This is a genomic window from Millisia brevis NBRC 105863 (assembly GCF_001552615.1).
Classification (GTDB): Bacteria; Actinomycetota; Actinomycetes; order Mycobacteriales; family Mycobacteriaceae; genus Millisia; species Millisia brevis.
The window spans coordinates 43,131-60,906 of sequence record NZ_BCRN01000018.1 but is presented as its reverse complement, the minus strand read 5'-3'; the positions used below and the strand labels follow the sequence as shown (position 1 = coordinate 60,906).

The 17,776-nt window shown below is 69.8% G+C and carries 19 protein-coding genes and 1 pseudogene; 9 read left to right on the top strand and 11 right to left on the bottom strand.

Going from position 1 to position 17,776, the window contains the following annotated elements:
- Nucleotides 1-97 precede the first annotated feature (97 nt).
- Nucleotides 98-850, bottom strand: a complete 753-nt coding sequence (locus MB1_RS21000) for a hypothetical protein (RefSeq protein ID WP_157084221.1) — start codon at nt 848-850, stop codon at nt 98-100.
- Between the two features lie 177 nt (nt 851-1,027).
- Between MB1_RS21000 and MB1_RS20995 the strand changes: the two genes are divergently transcribed.
- Genes MB1_RS20995 through MB1_RS20985 form a run of 3 tightly spaced genes read left to right on the top strand, consistent with a single transcriptional unit; the run spans nt 1,028 to nt 3,441 of the window.
- Nucleotides 1,028-1,993, top strand: a complete 966-nt coding sequence (locus MB1_RS20995; RefSeq protein ID WP_066912328.1) for an NADPH:quinone oxidoreductase family protein — start codon at nt 1,028-1,030, stop codon at nt 1,991-1,993.
- A 45-nt stretch (nt 1,994-2,038) separates the two neighbouring features.
- Nucleotides 2,039-2,800 (top strand): deoxyribonuclease IV, encoded by a 762-nt coding sequence (locus tag MB1_RS20990; RefSeq protein WP_066912325.1) that lies wholly within the window; start codon nt 2,039-2,041, stop codon nt 2,798-2,800.
- Nucleotides 2,797-3,441, top strand: coding sequence for a DUF2461 domain-containing protein (locus MB1_RS20985; protein ID WP_066912208.1), 645 nt, complete (start codon nt 2,797-2,799; stop codon nt 3,439-3,441). Before MB1_RS20990 ends, MB1_RS20985 begins: the two co-directional genes overlap by 4 nt.
- Before the next feature lie 95 nt (nt 3,442-3,536).
- On the opposite strand, the gene MB1_RS20980 is transcribed toward MB1_RS20985, so the two are convergent.
- From MB1_RS20980 to MB1_RS20970, 3 genes are read right to left on the bottom strand one after another with little or no spacing between them, the layout of a single operon-like run.
- Nucleotides 3,537-4,307, bottom strand: coding sequence for a glycerophosphodiester phosphodiesterase family protein (locus tag MB1_RS20980; protein WP_084352356.1), 771 nt, complete (start codon nt 4,305-4,307; stop codon nt 3,537-3,539).
- Nucleotides 4,304-4,912 carry a class I SAM-dependent methyltransferase gene (locus MB1_RS20975; protein WP_066912202.1) on the bottom strand — a complete coding sequence of 203 codons (609 nt, stop codon included), beginning with the start codon at nt 4,910-4,912 and terminating at the stop codon, nt 4,304-4,306. Before MB1_RS20975 ends, MB1_RS20980 begins: the two co-directional genes overlap by 4 nt.
- 4 nt (nt 4,913-4,916) lie before the next feature.
- Nucleotides 4,917-5,771: a helix-turn-helix domain-containing protein gene (locus MB1_RS20970; protein ID WP_066912199.1), complete on the bottom strand. Its 855-nt coding sequence runs from the start codon at nt 5,769-5,771 to the stop codon at nt 4,917-4,919.
- Between the two features lie 39 nt (nt 5,772-5,810).
- On the opposite strand from MB1_RS20970, the gene MB1_RS20965 reads away from it, so the two are divergent.
- A complete protein-coding gene (locus MB1_RS20965) occupies nt 5,811-6,362 on the top strand; it encodes a TIGR03086 family metal-binding protein (protein ID WP_066912197.1) in 552 nt (183 codons plus the stop codon).
- Between the two features lie 36 nt (nt 6,363-6,398).
- The gene (locus MB1_RS20960; protein ID WP_066912195.1) at nt 6,399-7,550 is read left to right on the top strand and encodes an aminotransferase class I/II-fold pyridoxal phosphate-dependent enzyme; all 1,152 of its coding nucleotides are present in this window, start codon (nt 6,399-6,401) and stop codon (nt 7,548-7,550) included.
- A gap of 34 nt (nt 7,551-7,584) precedes the next feature.
- Here MB1_RS20960 and MB1_RS20955 read toward each other — a convergent pair whose 3' ends face one another.
- The 3 genes from MB1_RS20955 to MB1_RS20945 all read right to left on the bottom strand — a co-directional run bounded on the left by MB1_RS20955 (nt 7,585) and on the right by MB1_RS20945 (nt 10,403).
- Nucleotides 7,585-8,781: an iron-containing alcohol dehydrogenase gene (locus tag MB1_RS20955; RefSeq protein ID WP_245650298.1), complete on the bottom strand. Its 1,197-nt coding sequence runs from the start codon at nt 8,779-8,781 to the stop codon at nt 7,585-7,587.
- A 59-nt stretch (nt 8,782-8,840) separates the two neighbouring features.
- Complete coding sequence (locus MB1_RS20950; RefSeq protein WP_066912189.1) at nt 8,841-9,833, bottom strand: isopenicillin N synthase family dioxygenase; 993 nt, start codon at nt 9,831-9,833, stop codon at nt 8,841-8,843.
- A gap of 216 nt (nt 9,834-10,049) precedes the next feature.
- The gene (locus MB1_RS20945; RefSeq protein ID WP_066912186.1) at nt 10,050-10,403 is read right to left on the bottom strand and encodes a PNPOx family protein; all 354 of its coding nucleotides are present in this window, start codon (nt 10,401-10,403) and stop codon (nt 10,050-10,052) included.
- Between the two features lie 96 nt (nt 10,404-10,499).
- On the opposite strand from MB1_RS20945, the gene MB1_RS20940 reads away from it, so the two are divergent.
- From MB1_RS20940 to MB1_RS20930, 3 genes and pseudogenes are all read left to right on the top strand, one after another.
- Nucleotides 10,500-11,135 (top strand): IMPACT family protein, encoded by a 636-nt coding sequence (locus tag MB1_RS20940; RefSeq protein WP_066912183.1) that lies wholly within the window; start codon nt 10,500-10,502, stop codon nt 11,133-11,135.
- 62 nt (nt 11,136-11,197) lie between these two features.
- Nucleotides 11,198-11,734, top strand: a complete 537-nt coding sequence (locus tag MB1_RS20935) for a VOC family protein (protein ID WP_066912180.1) — start codon at nt 11,198-11,200, stop codon at nt 11,732-11,734.
- A 92-nt stretch (nt 11,735-11,826) separates the two neighbouring features.
- Nucleotides 11,827-13,005 (top strand): annotated as a pseudogene (locus MB1_RS20930) (benzoate/H(+) symporter BenE family transporter); the annotation flags it as partial.
- A gap of 70 nt (nt 13,006-13,075) precedes the next feature.
- Here the strand turns inward: MB1_RS20930 and MB1_RS26675 are convergent.
- The 3 genes from MB1_RS26675 to MB1_RS20915 all read right to left on the bottom strand — a co-directional run bounded on the left by MB1_RS26675 (nt 13,076) and on the right by MB1_RS20915 (nt 14,961).
- The gene (locus MB1_RS26675; protein WP_439646968.1) at nt 13,076-13,660 is read right to left on the bottom strand and encodes a DUF309 domain-containing protein; all 585 of its coding nucleotides are present in this window, start codon (nt 13,658-13,660) and stop codon (nt 13,076-13,078) included.
- Nucleotides 13,661-14,022: 362 nt separating this feature from the next.
- On the bottom strand, nt 14,023-14,379 hold the full coding sequence (locus tag MB1_RS20920) for a DUF2568 domain-containing protein (protein WP_066912175.1): 357 nt from the start codon (nt 14,377-14,379) through the stop codon (nt 14,023-14,025).
- A 132-nt stretch (nt 14,380-14,511) separates the two neighbouring features.
- Nucleotides 14,512-14,961 (bottom strand): hypothetical protein, encoded by a 450-nt coding sequence (locus MB1_RS20915; protein ID WP_157084216.1) that lies wholly within the window; start codon nt 14,959-14,961, stop codon nt 14,512-14,514.
- A 72-nt stretch (nt 14,962-15,033) separates the two neighbouring features.
- Here MB1_RS20915 and MB1_RS20910 point away from each other — a divergent pair, with 72 nt between their 5' ends.
- Nucleotides 15,034-16,008: an alpha/beta fold hydrolase gene (locus tag MB1_RS20910; protein ID WP_066912322.1), complete on the top strand. Its 975-nt coding sequence runs from the start codon at nt 15,034-15,036 to the stop codon at nt 16,006-16,008.
- Here MB1_RS20910 and MB1_RS20905 read toward each other — a convergent pair whose 3' ends face one another.
- Nucleotides 16,009-17,751, bottom strand: a complete 1,743-nt coding sequence (locus MB1_RS20905; protein WP_066912170.1) for an alpha-amylase family glycosyl hydrolase — start codon at nt 17,749-17,751, stop codon at nt 16,009-16,011. It lies immediately after the preceding gene.
- Nucleotides 17,752-17,776 lie beyond the last annotated feature (25 nt).

The following is a 17,776-nucleotide window of genomic DNA, read 5'->3' as shown; positions in this document are numbered from 1 at the left end:
CCGACTGTCCGATTCTGCACCGCTATTCGTCGGACGTGGCACTCAGTGCCGATAAGAAGGGCGAAATCCGGTCCTAATTGTGACCGAGATCACGATATTACAACTGCGTGGCGCAGACGACGAAGCGGCGAACCTCGTAGACGAAGCCGCTCTCGCCCCGGTTGCAGACCTGTGCCGAGGCGGCGTCCCAGACGATCCGGCCGACCCGCCAGACGTTGGTCACCGTCCGATCATCACAGGCGACCCGCCTGGCCAGTATCCCGTTGCCGTGCTCATCGATCGCGATCCCCCGCTCGTCCCGCGCGACGGGGGCATCCCGAGGCGGCGGAAGCGACGTGCACTCGCCCTCCACCCAGTCGTAGTCCAGACAGACCGCGCCGGTCTGCCAGTCGCTCGCATCGGTGGCGGTCTCGTACCAGGAGCCGTTCTTGTCCGCCGGGCATTCATCGGTGGTCGCCGTCTTCGCGATCACCCGGTAGCTCGACCCGACCGCTCCGCAGGGCGTCTCCCGCACATCGGTCACCTTGTTGTCGCGGTCGCCTCCCCGGTCGTCGGGGACCGAGGTGTAGGTGAGGCATTGGCCCACCTCGACCTCGAGGTACCGGTAGCCGCCCTCGTCGAAGTCCAACTGCCCCGGCACCGGCGCATCGATCTCCCCGGGTTCCGGCGCATCCGGAGGCGCGGTCGTGGTGCCGAGCTCGTAGGCGCGGGCACCGCCCGAGACATCCCCGCCGGCCTCGCTGTCGCCGAGCAGCGCGGGCATTCCCGAGCAGGCCGTCACCAGCATGAGCAGTCCGGTTATTGCTGTCCACCACACGATTCCGACGCCCCGTCGGCGGATATCGAGCATGATGCGCGTACCTCTTTCGGAGTGGGATCCGACTTGCAGGTCCGAACGGGGCAAAACGTATCAGTCGCCCACTCCGGTCGCCCGCTGCTCGTTTTCTCCGAGCCTGTCGATCGAACGGACGACTGCTTGTACGGTCGGACATCGGAGAAGGTCGGATCGATCGAGGAGGCGGCAACGATGCGCGCAGTGCAGGTCAGCAAGCTGGACGGACCGGAAGCGATCGAGGTGGTCGATCTTCCGGAACCGACCGGCCACGGTGTGGTTATCGATGTCGAGGCCGCCGGGGTCGCCTTTCCCGACGCGCTGATGAGCCGCGGCCTGTACCAGATCCGGCCCGAACTGCCCTTCGTCCTCGGCAGCGAACTCGCCGGTGTGGTCCGCTCGGCGCCCGAGGGTTCGCCGCTGTCGCCCGGTGATCGGGTCGCGGCGCTGACCGGGGCGGGCTCGGCGATGGCGGAGGTGGTGATCGCCGCTCCCGAGCAGGTCTTCGCGCTGCCGGACGTCTTCGGACCCACCACCGGGGCGGGCGTGGTCTTCAACGACCTGACCGTCGACTTCGCGCTGCGCGAGCGCGGCCGGCTCGCCCACGGGGAGACGGTGCTCGTGCACGGCGCCGCCGGCGGCATCGGGACGTCGGTGCTGCGCATGGCGGCCGCGCTCGGCGCCGCTCGGGTGATCGCGGTGGTCAGTTCCGAGGCCAAGGCGCAACGCGCCCGCGAGGCCGGGGCCACCGATGTGGTGCTGGTGGACAACTGGTTGACCGAGGTGCGCGCCCTGACCGAGGGCAAGGGCGTCGACGTGATCATCGACCCGGTCGGCGGTGACCGGTTCACCGACAGCCTGCGCTCCCTCGCCCGCGGCGGCCGCCTGGTGGTCGTCGGCTTCACCGGCGGCGACATCCCCACCGTCAAGGTCAACCGGCTGCTGCTCAAGAACATCGAGGTCGTCGGCGCCGGTTGGGGTGAGTACATCCTCGGCGTGCCCGGCTACCTGCAGGAACAGTGGGCCCGCCTCGTGCCGCTGTACGAGTCGGGGGCGATCGCGCTGCCGACGATCACCGAGTTCCCCGTCGAGCGGGCCGCCGAAGCGGTCGCCTCCCTGGAGAACCGGACCGCGACCGGCAAGGTCGTCCTGACGTTCTAGCCGGCTGCGCGGGCCCTGTCGGGGGCCGGGGATAGTGTGGTCGGCATGCGTATCGGAGTGCACACCCGCAGCGCCGACCAGCCCCTCGACGAGGCGCGGGAGCTCGGCGTCGACCTGGTTCAGCTGTTCACCACCGACCCCCAGAAGTGGAACAAGCCGGTGGTGTCGGACGGGCTGCGGGCGATCGCCGACTCCGAGGTCGACGTCGTGGTGCACTCGTCGTACGTGCTGAACGTCGCGAGCCTGAACAACCGCATCCGCATCCCCTCGCGCAAGGCGCTCGCCCAGCAGGTGGAGACCGCCAAGGAGATCGGCGCGATCGGCGTGGTGCTGCACGGCGGTCACGTGCGCGACTCCGAGGACCCGGAGAAGGGCGTCGAGAACTGGCGCAAGCTGTTCGAGCGGCAGGCCGAGGAGGGGGGCTTCGCCGTCCCGATCTGGGTGGAGAACACCGCCGGCGGTGACCGGGCGATGGCCCGCCGGTTCGACGCGATCGCCCGGCTGTGGGATGCCATCGGCGAATTCGGCCCCGGCTTCTGCCTGGACACCTGCCACGCCTGGGCGGGCGGCGAGGAACTCGACGGCGTGCTCGACCGGGTGCGGGCGATCACCGGCCGGATCGATCTGATCCACCTGAACAACTCGCGCGACGAGTTCGACTCCGCCCGCGACCGCCACGCCAACCTCGAGTCCGGCACCATCAAGGCCGACGAACTGCGCGACATCGCCGAGAACGCCGGCGCACCGATCATCCTGGAAACCCCCGGCGAGGGCGTCGCCGCCGATATCGCCTACCTGCGGGGATGACCTTCGCCGGCTTCCCGGACGCCGCCCTCGACTTCTACGACGACCTCGAGGCGGACAACTCCAAGGTGTTCTGGGAAGCCCACAAGGACACCTACCGCACCGCGGTGCACGCGCCGATGGTCGCGTTGACCGAAGCGCTCGCCGAGGAGTTCGGGGCCGCCAAGATCTTCCGGCCGTACCGCGACGTGCGCTTCGCGAAGGACAAGACGCCGTACAAGACCCACCAGGGCGCCTTCGTGGGCACCGGCGAGGCGACCGGCTGGTACGTCGAGATCTCCGCTGCGGGCACCAAGGTCGCCGCCGGGTGCTACCACGCCGACAGTGAACTGTTGGGCCGCCTGCGCACCGCGATCGATCAGGACATCACCGGCAAGCCCCTGGCGAAGATGTTCGACACGTACCGGAAGGCCGGCTGGGAGGTCGGCGGCGACACCCTCAAGACCGCGCCGCGCGGGTTCGCGAAGGACCACCCGCGGATCGAGTTGTTGCGGCACAAGCAGTTTGTGATCAGCCGGGACTACGGCTTCGAGGCGGACGCGGTCGGCCCCGGCCTGTTGGATCGGGTGCGCGCCGATTGGCGTTCCGCCCGCACCCTGATCGACTGGTTGACCTCCCCCTCGCTGCGGCCCTCCAACCGCTGACCGCCGCCGCCCGGGCGGTGTGCGATGGTCTTCCTCAGCGGGCCGCAGAGGAGATAGTTGTCTCGGCAGGGCTGTGCGGGCGACGATTGCACACCTCACCACCGGCCACGTTCGACCAGCACCTCCTTCAACAGTTCCGGGCGATCGGTGACGATGCCGTCGACCCCCATATCGAGCAGTTCGACCATCTCGGCCCGCTCGTCGACGGTCCAGACGTGCACCTGCATCCCCCGATGATGCACGGCGGCAATGAATCCCGGCGTGACCAGGCGGCGGCCGCGCCAGCTGGTCGGCACCTGCACGCAGACCGCACCCCCGCGGGTAGCGAACCGGCCGAACGGTCGTGGACCGAGGCGCAGGGCGGCGACCTCCGCGGGCCCGGCCGAGGTGGCCACCCCCGGCAGCAACCAGCGGACCGCGCCCAGGCGCTTGCCGCTGAACGAGGCGATCAGCACCCTGTCGATCGCGCCGGCGGCTTCGATCGCCCGCACCGTCGGCTCGATCACCGCCTCGGACTTGACGTCGATGTTGAACTTCGTATCCGGAAATGCTTGCAGCACTTCACCGATCGTGGCGACGGGCTCCCCGCCGCCGGTGCGCACGCTGCGGATTTGCGCGGCGGTCAGCTCGCCGAAGGGGCGGGAGCCGAACTCCGAGTCCGGCGCCATCCGGCCGAGGTTCTCGTCGTGGAAGGCAAACGCCTCGCCGTCTGCGCTGGCCTGGACGTCGGTCTCGATGTACCGGTAGCCGAGGGCGACGACGTTCTCGATCGCGCGCAGGGTGTTCTCGATGCCCTCGTTGACCGGCAGCAGCGCCCCGCCGCGGTGGGCGAACGCCAGCGGCGGCGCCTCCAGGTACGGGCTCACGGCCGGCGGCTGAGCACGGCGACCAGGAAGTCCGAACCCGCGGTGCGCGGCCGCAGGTCCCAGGTGCCCAGCTCGAGGTCGATGCTCAGCCCGGCGGCCGCGGCGTCGGCGAGGAAGTCGGCAACCTCGTAGCCGCGCCCGGCGCCGAAGCCGACGACCAGCCTGCCGTCGGCGGCGAGGTGGGCGGCCAGGTTGGCCAGCACGTCGCGGCGGGTGCTCGGCGCGAGGAATGCCATGACGTTGCCGGCAGCGACGATCACGTCGAACGGTTCGGCGATGCCGGCGGCGGGCAGGTCGAGTTCGGCGAGGTCGACCACCCGCCAGGTCGACTCCGGGAACTGGGTGGCCGCCTCGGCGATCAGGACGGGGTCGACGTCGACCCCCACGACCGTGTGACCGCGGCGGGCGAGTTCGCCGCCGACCCGGCCGGGGCCGCAGCCGGCGTCGAGGATCCGGGCCTCGCGCCCGACCATCGCGTCGATCAGCCGGGCCTCACCGTGCAGGTCGTTGCCCGCGGCGGCGAGGTCCTTGAACCGTTGGATGTACCGGTGGGAGTGCTGCGGGTCCCGCTCGATCTGCTGCGTCCACAGGCTCTTGTCGACCATGAGGTCAGTCTTGCCGATACCGGGCGCCGAACGCGGCGGGGGTTGCACCGGTCACCGTGCGGAAGTCGCGGACCAGGTGGGCCTGGTCGGCGTACCCGAGATCGGCGGCCAGGTCGGCGAGCGTGGTGTGCCCGCCGCGCAGCCTCTCGGCGGCGTCGTGCAGGCGGCGGCGTTGGATCAACCACTTCGGACTCAGCCCGAGACGGCGGCGCACCAACCGCTGCAAGGTGCGCTCGGTCATCGAGAAATGGGCACAGATCTGCGAGACCCGGGTGACCTCCGCGCGCCCTTCGACGAACTCGACGATCGCGTTGATCAACTCCCCGTCCGCGTCGAGCGGCGGGTGGGAACGCAGGAAGTCGGCGAACGCGTCCGCGGCCGCAGCGCGGGCCGTCTCCGGTACCGGCGGGGAGCCCAGCGTGGCGCGCACCCGGTCGACCACCCGCGCGCCGCGAGCGCCGAATACCTCCGCGATCTCGGTATGCCGGTCGGTCCACGGCGCCACCGATCCGCCGAGCAGCAGCGCCCCGGTGGCGGGGGCGAGCAGAACGCCGGCCGCCGACCCCGTGCCGGTCAGCACCGTGGTGGACAGTCCCGTGGCGGGACCGTGAAATCTCGCGTACGACGGCGTCACCACCAATAGACAGACCGGATAGCGCAGCACCCGCTGGGGATACTCGGCGCCGGCCGGAACCCGCCAGCTCGGAAACCAGAACCCCCGCACCCGATCGGCCAGATCCTCCGGTGGATCCCGGCGAATGACCTCGACCGCACCCCGATGATCCGGGTCGGCCAGGTGAGCGCGTCCGAACGCCTCCGGTTCATCGTTCGCCGGAGGCGCCAACCTGTCGGATTTCATCAAGCCATCCGTCACCGGCCGCTCCTAAGGTCGGTACACATGTCGACTCCCAGTATCTCGGAAACCTATTACCTGCTCGCCGACGGCATGAGCGACGTCGTCGGTCGCGTCACCGCAGCCGAATGGGACGCGCCGAGCCCGTGCGAGGGCTGGACGGCCCGCGATGTCCTCGCCCACCTGATCGACACCCAGCGCGAATTCCTCGGCCGCCACGGCGTCGATCTGCCGGCCGCCGGGGACCTCTCCGATCCGGCGGCGGCGTGGTCGTCACACGTCGCGGCGGTGCGGGCGGCCCTCGCCGATCCGACGGTGGTCGCCCAGCAATTCGAGACCCCGTTCGGCGCGATGACCGTCGGCGACGCCCTGCTGCAGTTCTACGGCTTCGACCTGGTCGCCCATCGCTGGGATATCGCCGCGGTCACCGACACCCCGCACCGCTTCAGCGACACCGATCTCGACTCCCTCGAAGCGGCGATCGCCGGTTGGGGTGACACTCTCTACAGCGAAGGGGTCTGCGCACGCGGGCCCGAGGCACCCGCCGACGCCGATCGTCAGACCCGGGTGCTCGCCGCGTTGGGGCGGGTGGGCTGACCCGACCCGGCCCGGTTGACAGGAGAGGGAGTGCCGATGTCCGAGAGCACCTTTCAACGTCTGCCGACGTTCCGCCTCGAGGACTACTTCTCCCGCTGGGAGTTCACCGCTCGGCACCACCTGACGGCGTCGGACGCCCAATCGATGTCGATCGGCGAACTGCTCGCCCTCGGCAGCGACGACGACCGCGCCGCCTTCGACACCCTCGGTCTCGGGTACGTCGAGACCCGCGGCGGCGATCCGCTGCGGGAGGCGGTCGCGGCGACCTACGACGCCTGTGAGCCGCAGGACATCCTGATGTTCGCCGGCGCCGAGGAGGCGATCTTCTGGGTGATGCAGCTCGCCGTCGAACCGGGCGATCACGTCATCGTGCCGGTTCCCAATTATCAAGCGTTCGAGGCGATCCCCCTGGCGGCCGGCGCGGAGGTCACCGGTGTGCCGCTGGTCGATACCGAGTCCGGTTGGACGATCGACCTCGACGACGTCCGCGGGGCGCTGCGCCCGAACACTCGGGTGATCGGAATGAACTTCCCGCACAACCCCACCGGCGCGGTGCTCGACCCGGCGAGGTGGCAGGATCTGGTCGACCTGTGCGAGGAGCGCGGCATCCGGCTGGTCTCGGACGAGGTCTATCGCGGCGTCGAGCGCGACGCCGCCCGCCGGCTTCCGCAGGCGGCCGACCTGTCGCCCACGGCGGTGTCGATCAACGTGATGTCGAAGGCCTACGGGCTGCCGGGTTTACGGGTCGGCTGGGTCGCCTCCCGCGATCACGCCTTCCTCGATCTGCTCGAGCGGCACAAGCACTACACGTCGATCTGCAATGCCGGGCCGAGCGAATTCCTCGCGACGGTGGCGCTGCGCGCGGGCGACCGGATTCGGGACCGCAACCGGGACATCGTCGCCGCGAACGTGCCGCTGGTCGACGATCTGTTCGCCCGGTATGCCGACCTGCTGTCCTGGCATCCGCCGGTCGGCGGCAGCGTGGCCTTCGCGCGGTACCACGGACCGGAAGGCGCCAACCGGTTCTGCCGGGAGCTCGTCGAGCAGGCCGGAGTGCTGCTCCTGCCGTCCGAGATCTATTGCACGCCACTGAGCGACGTCCCCGACCGCTATTTCCGTATCGGGGTGGGGCGCCGGTCGGTGCCCGCGGGTCTGACCGCGCTCGACGCCCACCTCGGCAGGCGGTAGCCCGGCCCCCGATCACGGGGGCCGGATCCACGGCTCAGTCGAAGATCTTGCGGTACAGCTGTTCGATCTGGTCGACCGAGGGCACCAACGGATTGTTGGCGGGCGATCCGGAGGCGATCGCCTGGCGCGCCATCAGCGGCACCAACTCCTCCCAGCGCGTCGGATCGATCCCGTAATCGCGCGGGGTGGGCACGGCCACCTCCCGGCACAACCGTTCCAGCGCGTCGACCAGGGCGAAGGCCGCCACCGAGTCCGGGGTGCGGTCGTCGGCGATGCCGTAGGCGCGCGCACAATCCGCATACCGCTTGGGGCTGCCGGGGATCGAGAACGCGGTGACCGCCGGGAAGAGCATCGCATTCGACAGTCCGTGGGCGACATGGAAATGCGCGCCGATCGGGCGGCTCATGCCGTGCACCAGGGCGACCGACGAATTGGAGAAGGCCATGCCGGCGCGGGCGGAGGCGAGCATCATCGCCTCGCGCGCGGCGCGGTTGGAGCCGTCCTCGTAGGCGGCGCGCAGGTTCGCGGAGATCGCGCGAATCGCCGACAGCGCCAGCTCGTCGGAGAACGGGTTCGCCTTGCGGCTGACGTAGGCCTCCACCGCGTGGGTGAGCGCGTCGATGCCGGTGTCGGCGGTCAGCCGCGCGGGCATCGACAGGGTCAGCTCGTAGTCGACCACCGCGGCGGTCGGCAGGAACGATGGCCCGATACAGAGCATCTTCTCGTCCGAGACGCTGTCGGTGATGATGGTGAACTGGGTGGCTTCCGACCCGCTGCCGGCGGTGGTCGGCACGGCGATCACCGGCAGGGCCGGTCCGCCGTAGACGCGCGGCGCCTTGAACTCGGTCATCTTCTCGCCGGTGGCACCGAGCACGGCCAGGGCCTTGGCGGTGTCGATCGGGCTGCCGCCGCCGATGCCGATCAACGCGTCCGCGGCGTGTGCGTGGACCGCCTCCACGCCGGGGACCAACGAATCGGTCGTCGGGTCGGGCACCACACCGGAGAAGACCGCCGGCTCGGACCCTGCGGCGGTCAGCGCCTCGACGATGCGGTCGATCAGTCCGGTGCCGACCAGGAAGGTATCGGTGACGATCAGCGGTCGCCGCGACCCGACTTCGGTCAGCAGTTCCGGAATCGTGTCGACCGCGCCCGCGCCCAGGCGCAGCGCTCTCGGCAGACGAATACTCGAGGCGACCATCTGTAATTCCTCCCAGCGGTTGGTTCCGGCCATCGGTGGCGGCCGGCACGTCGTTGTGCGCACCGGCGTATCCCGGTGCGACCGTGCGGGTTTCAGTAAGCGGACGCGACCGCCGTCGGCGTGATGCCGTGGTGGCGCTGCGCGACGTCCGGATGTGCGCGCACGCGCGACTTCCAGGCGTTCTGTCCGTAGGTGTTGAAAATCGGGTTGTTGGGGTCGAGTTCGACGCCGCGCGATTCGGCCGCCAACTCCGGCGGCAGTTCGATGATAGGGACCGTGGCGTCGAGCGCGGGGCTCAGGAACAGCGGGATCGAGATCCGGTCGGTGCCCGGGGCGGGTGCGATCACCCGGTGCCGGGTCGCGCGCAGGTAGCCGCCGGTGGCCACCTCCAGCAGTTCGCCGGTGTTGACCACGAAGGCCCCGTCGACGGGCGGGACGTCCGCCCACTGTCCGGGAGTCGTCTCCACCTGCAGGCCGGCCGACCCCGGCTCGAGCAACAGCAGCGTCAGCACCCCGGAATCCTTGTGCGCGCCGACGCCCTGCTCGGTGTCGGCGGTCCCCGGGTAGCGCACCACCTTGGTCAGGTCGGCCGGGGCGTGTGCGAAGGCGGCGTCGAAGACGTCGGCGGGCGCGCCGAGCGATACCGCCCAATGTCCGAGCAGCCGCAGACCGACCCCGGAGACCGCGGTGATCCAGCGTTCGAAAACCGGCTGCAGCTCCGGCAGGGCGGACGGCCACTGGTTGGGTCCCTGCAGGTTCCAGTACCCCTCGGCGTTCGGGATCGCCGGACGCTGCGGGCCGATGTCGATCTGCTCGCGCCAGTCGACCAGCCCGTTGGTCAGCTCACCGCCGATCCGCGAGTAGCCGCGGAAGTGCGGGCTGTTCAACATGCTGATCTCGGACTTGGCCTCGTCCGGCAACGCGAAGAAGCGGCGGGCGAGCGTCAGCACCTCGACGACGAGCTCCGGTGGGATGCCATGGCCGGTCAGGTAGAAGAAGCCGTGCCGATGGGCGGCATCGCGCAGCTCGGCGCGAAACGCGTCGGGATTGATGTCCGCCGTGGAAAGATCAAGCGTCGGGAACATGTCTCCATCTTGACAAAATGGTGGGCTCCCGCCCAGCCTTCCGCTCGAGCACCGTCGGGAAAACCCATCTTCGGGTGGGATCGGCCCCGGTTGGCCGGGCGCCGCCGCGCGCTTCGGGCAGGACGCAACCACCCGAATCGGGCAGGGATACCTCTCCCCGGTCGGGCGGGTACGCGATGGCCGTATCCGCGGATCTCCGGGTGCGGCGAGCGGGTGTCAGGTCGTCGCGTCGAGCGCGACCTTGACCAGCACCTTGCCGGCCTCGTCGCGGGTGGCGACCGCGTGGCCGCTGCGGTCGCTGCCGTCGAGATCCTTGAGGGTGATCGGGCCACCCTCACCGAGGAAGTTTCGCCACCACTTCTTCTGATCGGGCGCCATCACACCGATCACCACAGAGTCACCGGTGCGGCGATAGTTGACCGGGGTGCTGAAGGTCTTGCCGGATGTGCGGCCGACCCAACTGATCTCCACCAGGCTGCGGCCGAGCAGCGGACCGACCACCGGAGCATCGCGCAGCGCCAGGAACGCGGCGTTGAAGAACTTGGCCGGCCGGGATTGGAAGACGTTCACAAGTCACCTTCGTGAGCTGATCGGGGTGGTCGGGACCGGAGTCGGCCTCGCGTTCGCCAGGGTAGTCCCGCTGCCGAACTGTGGTTGACTGCCGGAATGTCCGACGTGCAGCGCTACCGCACGGTCCGGCGAACCGGGAAAGCCGAGATCGACGTCAAGCGGTCCCGCTTCCTCGGGGTGGCGCTGCGGGTGGCCGACGAGCAGCAGGCCCGCGCGGCGATCGCCGAGCAGCGCCGCGCCCACCACGACGCCCGTCACCACTGCTGGGCCTACGTCGTCGGACCCGAGGCGATGGTGCGGCGCAGCGGCGACGACGGCGAGCCGTCCGGGACCGCCGGCGCGCCGATCCTCGAGGCGATCACCCGGCGCGACCTGTCGGACGTGGTCGTGGTGGTCACCCGATGGTTCGGCGGCACGCTGCTCGGCACCGGTGGTTTGGCCCGCGCGTACGGGCAATCGGCGTCCGACGCGCTCGACGCCGCCGGGTCCCGCGCTCGCAGCCGCCTGCGCATCCTGACCGTCGATGTCGACCACGCCGAGGCCGGGCGCCTGGACAACGCCGCCCGCCAGGACGGTGCGGTGATCCGGAACACCGTGTACGACTCCGTCGCACACCTGGAGGTGGGGATCGCCGACGAGCGTGCGCAGACGCTGGTAGACCGGTTGGAGGTTGCCTTCGATTCGGCCCTGATCGAATGGACCGGCACCGACTGGGTCGACGACGATCTCTGACGCGGTGCACCTCGCTCGGGGATCCCAGCTTCGCACCGGGCTGCACACGAGGAAGGCTTGTGATGAGTGCATCGCTACCGCGTCCGCGCGGCATTCAACATATCGGCGTCACCGTTCCGGACCTGGATGCCGCCACGCAGTTCCTGGTCGACGGCCTGGGCGCCAAGATCGCCTACGACGGCCTGACCCTCGACGACGAGCCTCGCGAGGGCCCCGAGGTCGAACGGCAATTGGGTCTTCCGCCCGGCGCCCGGATCCGCCGCCAGCGCATGGTGGTGATCGGCGAAGGCCCCGGTCTGGAGATCTTCCAGATAGAGGGCGACCAGCGCCCCGCCGCCGGGCTGGCCGATATCGGCTTGAACCACATCAGTTTCTACGTCGACGACATCGAGGGTATGCGCCGGCGCCTGATCGACGCGGGCGGCACCGCGCTGTCGGACGTCCACGGCAACAGCCGGTTCGAGGACACCCCCGGCAACGGCAGCGTCTACGTGCGAGCACCCTGGGGAATGCTGATCGAACTGCAGACGATCCCGAACGGCCACTACTACCCGGCCGACTCGCAGGCGAAGGTGTGGATGCCGGATCCACCGAACTGATCCGATCGACCGGCGATCCCGGTCCGACCGACAGGGCCAATTCGGCCGGTTGGTCTCGGCGCGAACCCGTCCGGGGTTCGGCTCTATCGTCGATGCTCATGTCGACTCCGGCTTCCCCGCCTCCGGCTCCCGAACCTGCGCCACCGCACCCCGCCGGCACCGATCAGACGGCGCGGGCGATCATCGCGGGCATCGTCACCGCGGTCGTCGGGTTCACCAGCTCCTTCGCGGTGGTGCTGACCGGTCTGCGCGCGGTGGGCGCCGATACCGCACAGGCCGGGTCGGGTCTGATGGTGTTGTGCCTGGCCACCGGGTTCGGCTGTCTGTTCTTCTCGTGGCGCACCCGGATGCCGATCACGATGGCCTGGTCGACGCCGGGGGCCGCGCTCTTGGCCGCGGCCGCGATCCCGGCCGGTGGGTTCGCCGCCGCGGTCGGCGCCTTTGTCCTCGCCGGGGTGCTGCTGGCGTTGGCAGCCCTGGTGCGCCCGCTCGGGCGGCTGGTCGAGGCGATCCCCACCCCGCTGGCCAATGCGATGCTCGCCGGCGTTCTGCTCAGCCTCTGTGTCGCCCCGTTCACCGCGTTGGCGGCCTCGCCGGCGGCGATCGCGCCGGTGCTGGTGGTGTGGCTGCTGTTGATGGCCTTCGCCCGCCGGTGGGCGGTCCCCGGCGCCTTCGGTGCGGCGGTGGTCGTCATGGCGCTGTCCGGGGTTTTCGGCGAGTTGACCGTCGACCGGCTGCTCCCCCGCTTCGGACTCGTGACCCCGACGTGGGACGCCACCACCCTGGTCGCGATCGGCATCCCACTATTCGTGGTGACGATGACCAGCCAGAACATTCCGGGCATCGCGGTCCTGGCGTCGTTCGGCTACCGGCCGAGTACCCGCGGGCCGCTGCTCTACGCCGGCGCGGCAACCGCCGTGGGCGCGGTCGGTGGCGGGCATGCGGTCAACCTGGCGGCGATCTCCGCGGCGTTGTCCGCCGGTCCGGAGGCGCACCCCGATCCATCGCGCCGCTGGGTGGCGGGCGTCGCGGCCGGGGTGACCTATCTGGTCCTGGGGCCGTCGGCGGCCGCGGTCGGGGCGGTGGCGGACGCCGCGCCGCACGGGCTGATCGAGAGCATCGCCGGGGTCGCGCTGATCGCGACCTTCGCCGGGGCGGCGTCGGCCGCGCTCGGGACCCCGGCCTACCGGGAGGCGGCGGCGATCACCTTCGTCGTAGCGGCGTCGGGGATGGCGATCGCGGGCATCGGCTCGGCCTTCTGGGCGCTGGTCGCCGGCGGGCTGTGGTTGGCGATGATGCGGCTGGCAGCCGTTCGGACCGCGCGCCGCGCCGACCGGCCGGCTACCGCGCCGAATCCGCCGGACGCCGCGGAGTCGAGCCGGGACGATGTCGGGGAGTCGACGCCGGCTGTCGAGGCTCCGGCGGTCGTCGAGGCTCGGTCGGGGGTTGTCGAGACGCGGCCGGGTGACACAGCCGCATCGGGCTCGGCGGCACCGATCGATCCAGCGTCGAACACACTCGATCCGACCACGCGATAAGCCCGCCGATGTCGACACCGTAGGGGTCATCCGGGTAGCGGCCGATCCGGTTCGCACCGCGCTCGAGCAGGGCGCGCGCCCCGATCCGGTTGCCGCGCAGCAGGTGGGTCAGCCCGACCGCCAACTGCGCGAGCCCCTGCCAGAGGTCGCGTTCGGTGTCGGGCGCCGCCTTCCAAGACGCTTCGAGTACCTCGTGGGCGTGGAAGGGGCGGCCGGCGTCGAGCAGTTCCTGGGCGTACCGCAACGACTCCTCGGGCGGGAGCAACAGATCGTCCGGGATGCGCGGTTCCCCGGTCGCACCGGGCGCCAGTGGCCGACCGAGCCCGTCGCGGGGGCGCGCATTGCGCGGTCTGCCCTGCTCGTCGCGATCCCGGTCGGAAGCTGCCACGGCGATCTCGCCCACCACCTCTGCGGTTCGGCCGATCGACACCCGTACGGACGCCGTCGGCGATGAGTGGTCGTCCTCCACCGTATCGCCCGCGCCGATCCGGGAGATCCACCCGCGCCCACCGCGGGGAGAACTCCACTTTCGGCTGGGGATGATTGTCGGAGGGGTGGTGGGCCGGATAGAAGTTGCGGGCGAAGTCCCCGGCATACGCCTCTGTCGAACTCGAGTCGGCACGCAGCCGGGGTTGTTCACCTCGCCCCCTCCGCCGGTTCGTCCGCACGCGATCGAAGGCAGGGTAGAGCAGAGTCGACGCCCCACCGGGCTTCTCGGCGCGTGTTTGCTCGAGGGCAACTCGCCGAACGTCAGGACAGGGCGTCGGGGGTGCCGCGGGAGAGTTGGACGAACACCATCAGGGGGACGCCGATCAGCGCGAGCAGGGCGCCGGTGGTGATCAGGCCGGCCCAGAGGGCGGTGCCGGAGACCGCGAGGAAGATCGCGGCGGCGACGGCGGCTCGGAAGCCGGGGGCGAGCAGGTAGGGCGCCTTCGGTGCGACGAGCAGGCCCCAGACGATGCCGATCAGCAGCAGGGCGCCCGCCGCGGCCAACCAGCCGCCCGGACCGCCGCCGACGAGGGCGCGCACGGCGATCACCGCGACGAACAGCAGCGCGATCTCGGCGGCAAACGCCACGACGTCCCAGATCGTGATCGATTCGGTCACGTGAGCCCCCTCCATTCGACATCCCAGAGAGCAGCGCTCTCGTATGGGCATAGACGGTAGCGGGCACACGGCACGACCGCAAGAGCACTGCTCTCGAAATGGGCTGGGTGAGCGGTACGGGGTGCGACCGGATCAGCGCGGTGGGTCGGTGAGCCAGGCGCCCACCAGGGCGCCGAGATCCGCCTCGAACGGGGTGGGGTCACAACTCGTCGCCCGCAACTCGTGCGCCGCACCGTCGACGGTCACGTAGCGGACCGTCGTCAACGTCGCCCAGACGCAGGCGACGGTCGAGTCCGGCCGGGCGGGGGTATCGAGGGTGTCGTACCGCCCGAGCAGCTCCACCAGCTCCGCGATCCGGCGCGGATCATTCTGCACGCGTTCACCATTGGTCGAATCGTCCAACGGCCCCGCACTGCGCTCGTAGGTGACCGTGGCGATCCGAGGTATCGGGTCGGGCGCGGCGGAGGAGTTGCCGCAGGACACGCAAGCGGTGACCACCGCGGCGATCAGCACCGCCACCGAGCGGCGCGCCACCGACGCCCGCACGACCGACCTCCGCACCACACCCGGACGACTCCGCATCGCCGAAGCCTATCGACGGCACCGACCGTCGACCGGTTCCCCACTCGGCCGCGCGCAACTACGGTGAATCCCATGACCGACGTGCCCGCGGTGCGACGACGCATCGCGACCAACGGAATCGAACTCAGCGTCCTGGAAGCGGGCCCCGCGGACGGCCCGGTGGTGATCCTGGCCCACGGTTTCCCCGAGGTGGCGTTCTCCTGGCGCCACCAGATCGGACCGCTGGCCGCGGCGGGCTATCACGTATTGGCCCCCGACCAACGCGGCTACGGGGCGTCGACCCGCCCGAAGGACATCGCCGACTACGACGTGCACGCCCTGACCGGCGATCTGATCGGCCTGCTCGACGACGCCGGCGCGCAGCAGGCGGTCTTCGTCGGCCACGATTGGGGGTCGGCGCTGGTCTGGCAGCAGGCCCTGATCCACCCGGAACGGGTGCGTGGGGTGGTCGGGCTGAGCACACCGCTGCTGCCGCGCAGCAAGCGCGAACCGGTCGCGACGATGGAGTACGTCTACCGCGACCGCTTCTACTACATCCTGCACTTCCAGGAGCCCGGCGTGGCGGACGCCGAACTCGACGCGGACGTGCGCACCTCGTTCCTGCGGATGTTCGGCGGCATGCGGGCGGGCGCGTCCGGCTTCTCCGGGGCGCTGCCCGACGACGGGCGCGGCTTCCTCGATCGCCTCGATGCGGTCGCCGAGCCGCCGAAGTGGATCACCGACGAGGACTTCGATGTCTTCGTCGATACCTTCACCGCGACCGGCTTCACCGGCGGGCTGAACTGGTACCGCACCTTCGACCGCAACTGGCGGCTGACCGCGCCGATCGCCGACCGCACGATCGCCGCCCCGGCCCTGTTCGCCTACGGCTCGGAGGATCCGGTGGTCAGCGGCGTCGACCTCGACCGTTCGACGCCGTGGTTCGACGACTACCGCGCCACCCTGGTCCTCGACGGCGCCGGGCACTGGTTGCAGCAGGAGCGACCCGCCGAGGTCACCGCCCTGCTGCTCGAATTCCTCGCCGACCTGCCCGATCCGCCGCGCTGATCACCGCCCGTAGATGATGCCGGCGTACGGGCCGACGGTGACATCGGCGCCGATCACCCCGTCGACGTCGGTCGCCTCGACGTCACCGCTGGGATGGTCACCGAACAGCGAGGAGTAGGTCCGCCCATCGGAATTGAACCGTAGCTTCCAGGATCCGCTGTCGGGGAAGCGAATCCGAGTGGTTTGCGGCTCGACTGCCAGATTGATCACCACGACCGCTCGATTTCCGTCGTCGTCGGAACGCGCATAGGCCAGCAGTTTCGTCTCGTCGTCCGCGTGCAGGATCTCGGTATGCTGCCCACGCAGCGCCGCGGTGCCGCCGTCGAAGTCCCGGCGCAGCCGGATCAGATCCCGGAACATCCGCACCACGTCCCGGAACTTCTCGGCCCGGTCCCAGTCGAGCGGCACGCTGTCGCGGAACCACTCGTCTTCGAGAAATTCCTGCCCCTGAAAGAGCATCGGAATACCGGCGGCGGTCAGGGTGAGCACCCCGCCGAGGGTGGCGCGCTTCTGGGCCGGCCAGCCGCTGGGATTGTCGGGCTCGATCTCCTGCGGCACCCGGGCCTTGCCGTTGGCCACCTCGTCGTGCGACTCGGTGTAGATCACTCGGGTGAAGGAGTTGTCGTTGTCCCGGGCGACCAGGGCATCGACCACCGCCGGGATCGACCGGTGCGCATCGTCCATCGTGATCAACGCCTTGCGGATCGGATGCACGAAACGGCCATCCCACTGGCTGTGCAGATTTGCCCCATCGGCAGCGGTGACGGCCGGATCCCCTTGCAGGTCTTCGGCAATGGTGATCGCCTCGGGGAACTCCTCGCGCACTGCGTCGGCGATGGAACGCATCATCGTCCAGCCCTCGGGGATATCGTTGCCCCATCCCTCGACACTGCGCATGTACAGCGTCATATCCAAACGCAAACCGTCGACGTGGAATTCGCGCAGCCAGTACAGCGCATTGTCGAGGATGTAGCGGCGGACCTCCTCCCGCCCGTAGTCCGGTCGGGTATCACCCCAGGGTGTCGACGACCGGTGGTCGTTGAAGAAGTAGATGCCACCCTTGCCGTTCTCGCTCCAGCCGTCGAACTGCCACAGGTCGAGGTCCGACGGCCCGAAGTGGTTGTACACCACATCCAGGATGACGGCGATTCCGTGTCGATGCGCCTCGCGTACAAGCTTCTTGAACGCGTCCGCGCCGCCGTAGGTCGACTCGACGGCGAACGGATGAGCGGGGTTGTACCCCCAGGAATAGTCGCCGGCGAACTCGGCGAGCGGCATCACTTTGATCGCGTTGATTCCCAATGCCTGGAGATAGTCGAACCGGCCGATCGTATCGGTGAAATCGCCCGGCTCGTCCGGACCGGCGACGAAACTACCGATATGCGTTTCGTAGATCACCAGGTCGTCGAAGGGCGGGCAGTCGAAATCGTCACCCTCCCAGTCGAATGCGTTCGGATCCCAGACGATGCCGTTGCCGACGGAGTTGGTGACCGCCCTGGCATAGGGATCGATACGATCGATGCGGCCGGAGTCGGTGGTCAGCGCGAACTTGTACTGCGCTCCCGCAGCGACATCGGGAACGTGACCTTCCCAGATGTCCCCGTCGCCCCGGGAGAGCGGATGCGACTGCGCATCCCAGTCGTTGAAATCACCGATGACCGATACGGCGCCGGCGTGTGGAGCCCACACCCGAAAGTCGACGCCGTCGGAGGTGAGGGTGGCACCGAGCGGAGGTGGTGTCATGGCGCCATCCCATCATGAACGCGGC

Excerpts from the sequence above, each read along its gene's own strand:
- MB1_RS21000 (WP_157084221.1), bottom strand. The coding sequence starts at position 850 with ATGCTCGATATCCGCCGACGGGGCGTCGGAATCGTGTGGTGGACAGCA.
- MB1_RS20995 (WP_066912328.1), top strand. The coding sequence starts at position 1,028 with ATGCGCGCAGTGCAGGTCAGCAAGCTGGACGGACCGGAAGCGATCGAG.
- MB1_RS20990 (WP_066912325.1), top strand. The coding sequence starts at position 2,039 with ATGCGTATCGGAGTGCACACCCGCAGCGCCGACCAGCCCCTCGACGAG.
- MB1_RS20985 (WP_066912208.1), top strand. The coding sequence starts at position 2,797 with ATGACCTTCGCCGGCTTCCCGGACGCCGCCCTCGACTTCTACGACGAC.
- MB1_RS20975 (WP_066912202.1), bottom strand. The coding sequence starts at position 4,912 with ATGGTCGACAAGAGCCTGTGGACGCAGCAGATCGAGCGGGACCCGCAG.
- MB1_RS20970 (WP_066912199.1), bottom strand. The coding sequence starts at position 5,771 with ATGAAATCCGACAGGTTGGCGCCTCCGGCGAACGATGAACCGGAGGCG.
- MB1_RS20965 (WP_066912197.1), top strand. The coding sequence starts at position 5,811 with ATGTCGACTCCCAGTATCTCGGAAACCTATTACCTGCTCGCCGACGGC.
- MB1_RS20960 (WP_066912195.1), top strand. The coding sequence starts at position 6,399 with ATGTCCGAGAGCACCTTTCAACGTCTGCCGACGTTCCGCCTCGAGGAC.
- MB1_RS20955 (WP_245650298.1), bottom strand. The coding sequence starts at position 8,781 with ATGGCCGGAACCAACCGCTGGGAGGAATTACAGATGGTCGCCTCGAGT.
- MB1_RS20950 (WP_066912189.1), bottom strand. The coding sequence starts at position 9,833 with ATGTTCCCGACGCTTGATCTTTCCACGGCGGACATCAATCCCGACGCG.
- MB1_RS20940 (WP_066912183.1), top strand. The coding sequence starts at position 10,500 with ATGTCCGACGTGCAGCGCTACCGCACGGTCCGGCGAACCGGGAAAGCC.
- MB1_RS20935 (WP_066912180.1), top strand. The coding sequence starts at position 11,198 with ATGAGTGCATCGCTACCGCGTCCGCGCGGCATTCAACATATCGGCGTC.
- MB1_RS20915 (WP_157084216.1), bottom strand. The coding sequence starts at position 14,961 with ATGCGGAGTCGTCCGGGTGTGGTGCGGAGGTCGGTCGTGCGGGCGTCG.
- MB1_RS20910 (WP_066912322.1), top strand. The coding sequence starts at position 15,034 with ATGACCGACGTGCCCGCGGTGCGACGACGCATCGCGACCAACGGAATC.
- MB1_RS20905 (WP_066912170.1), bottom strand. The coding sequence starts at position 17,751 with ATGACACCACCTCCGCTCGGTGCCACCCTCACCTCCGACGGCGTCGAC.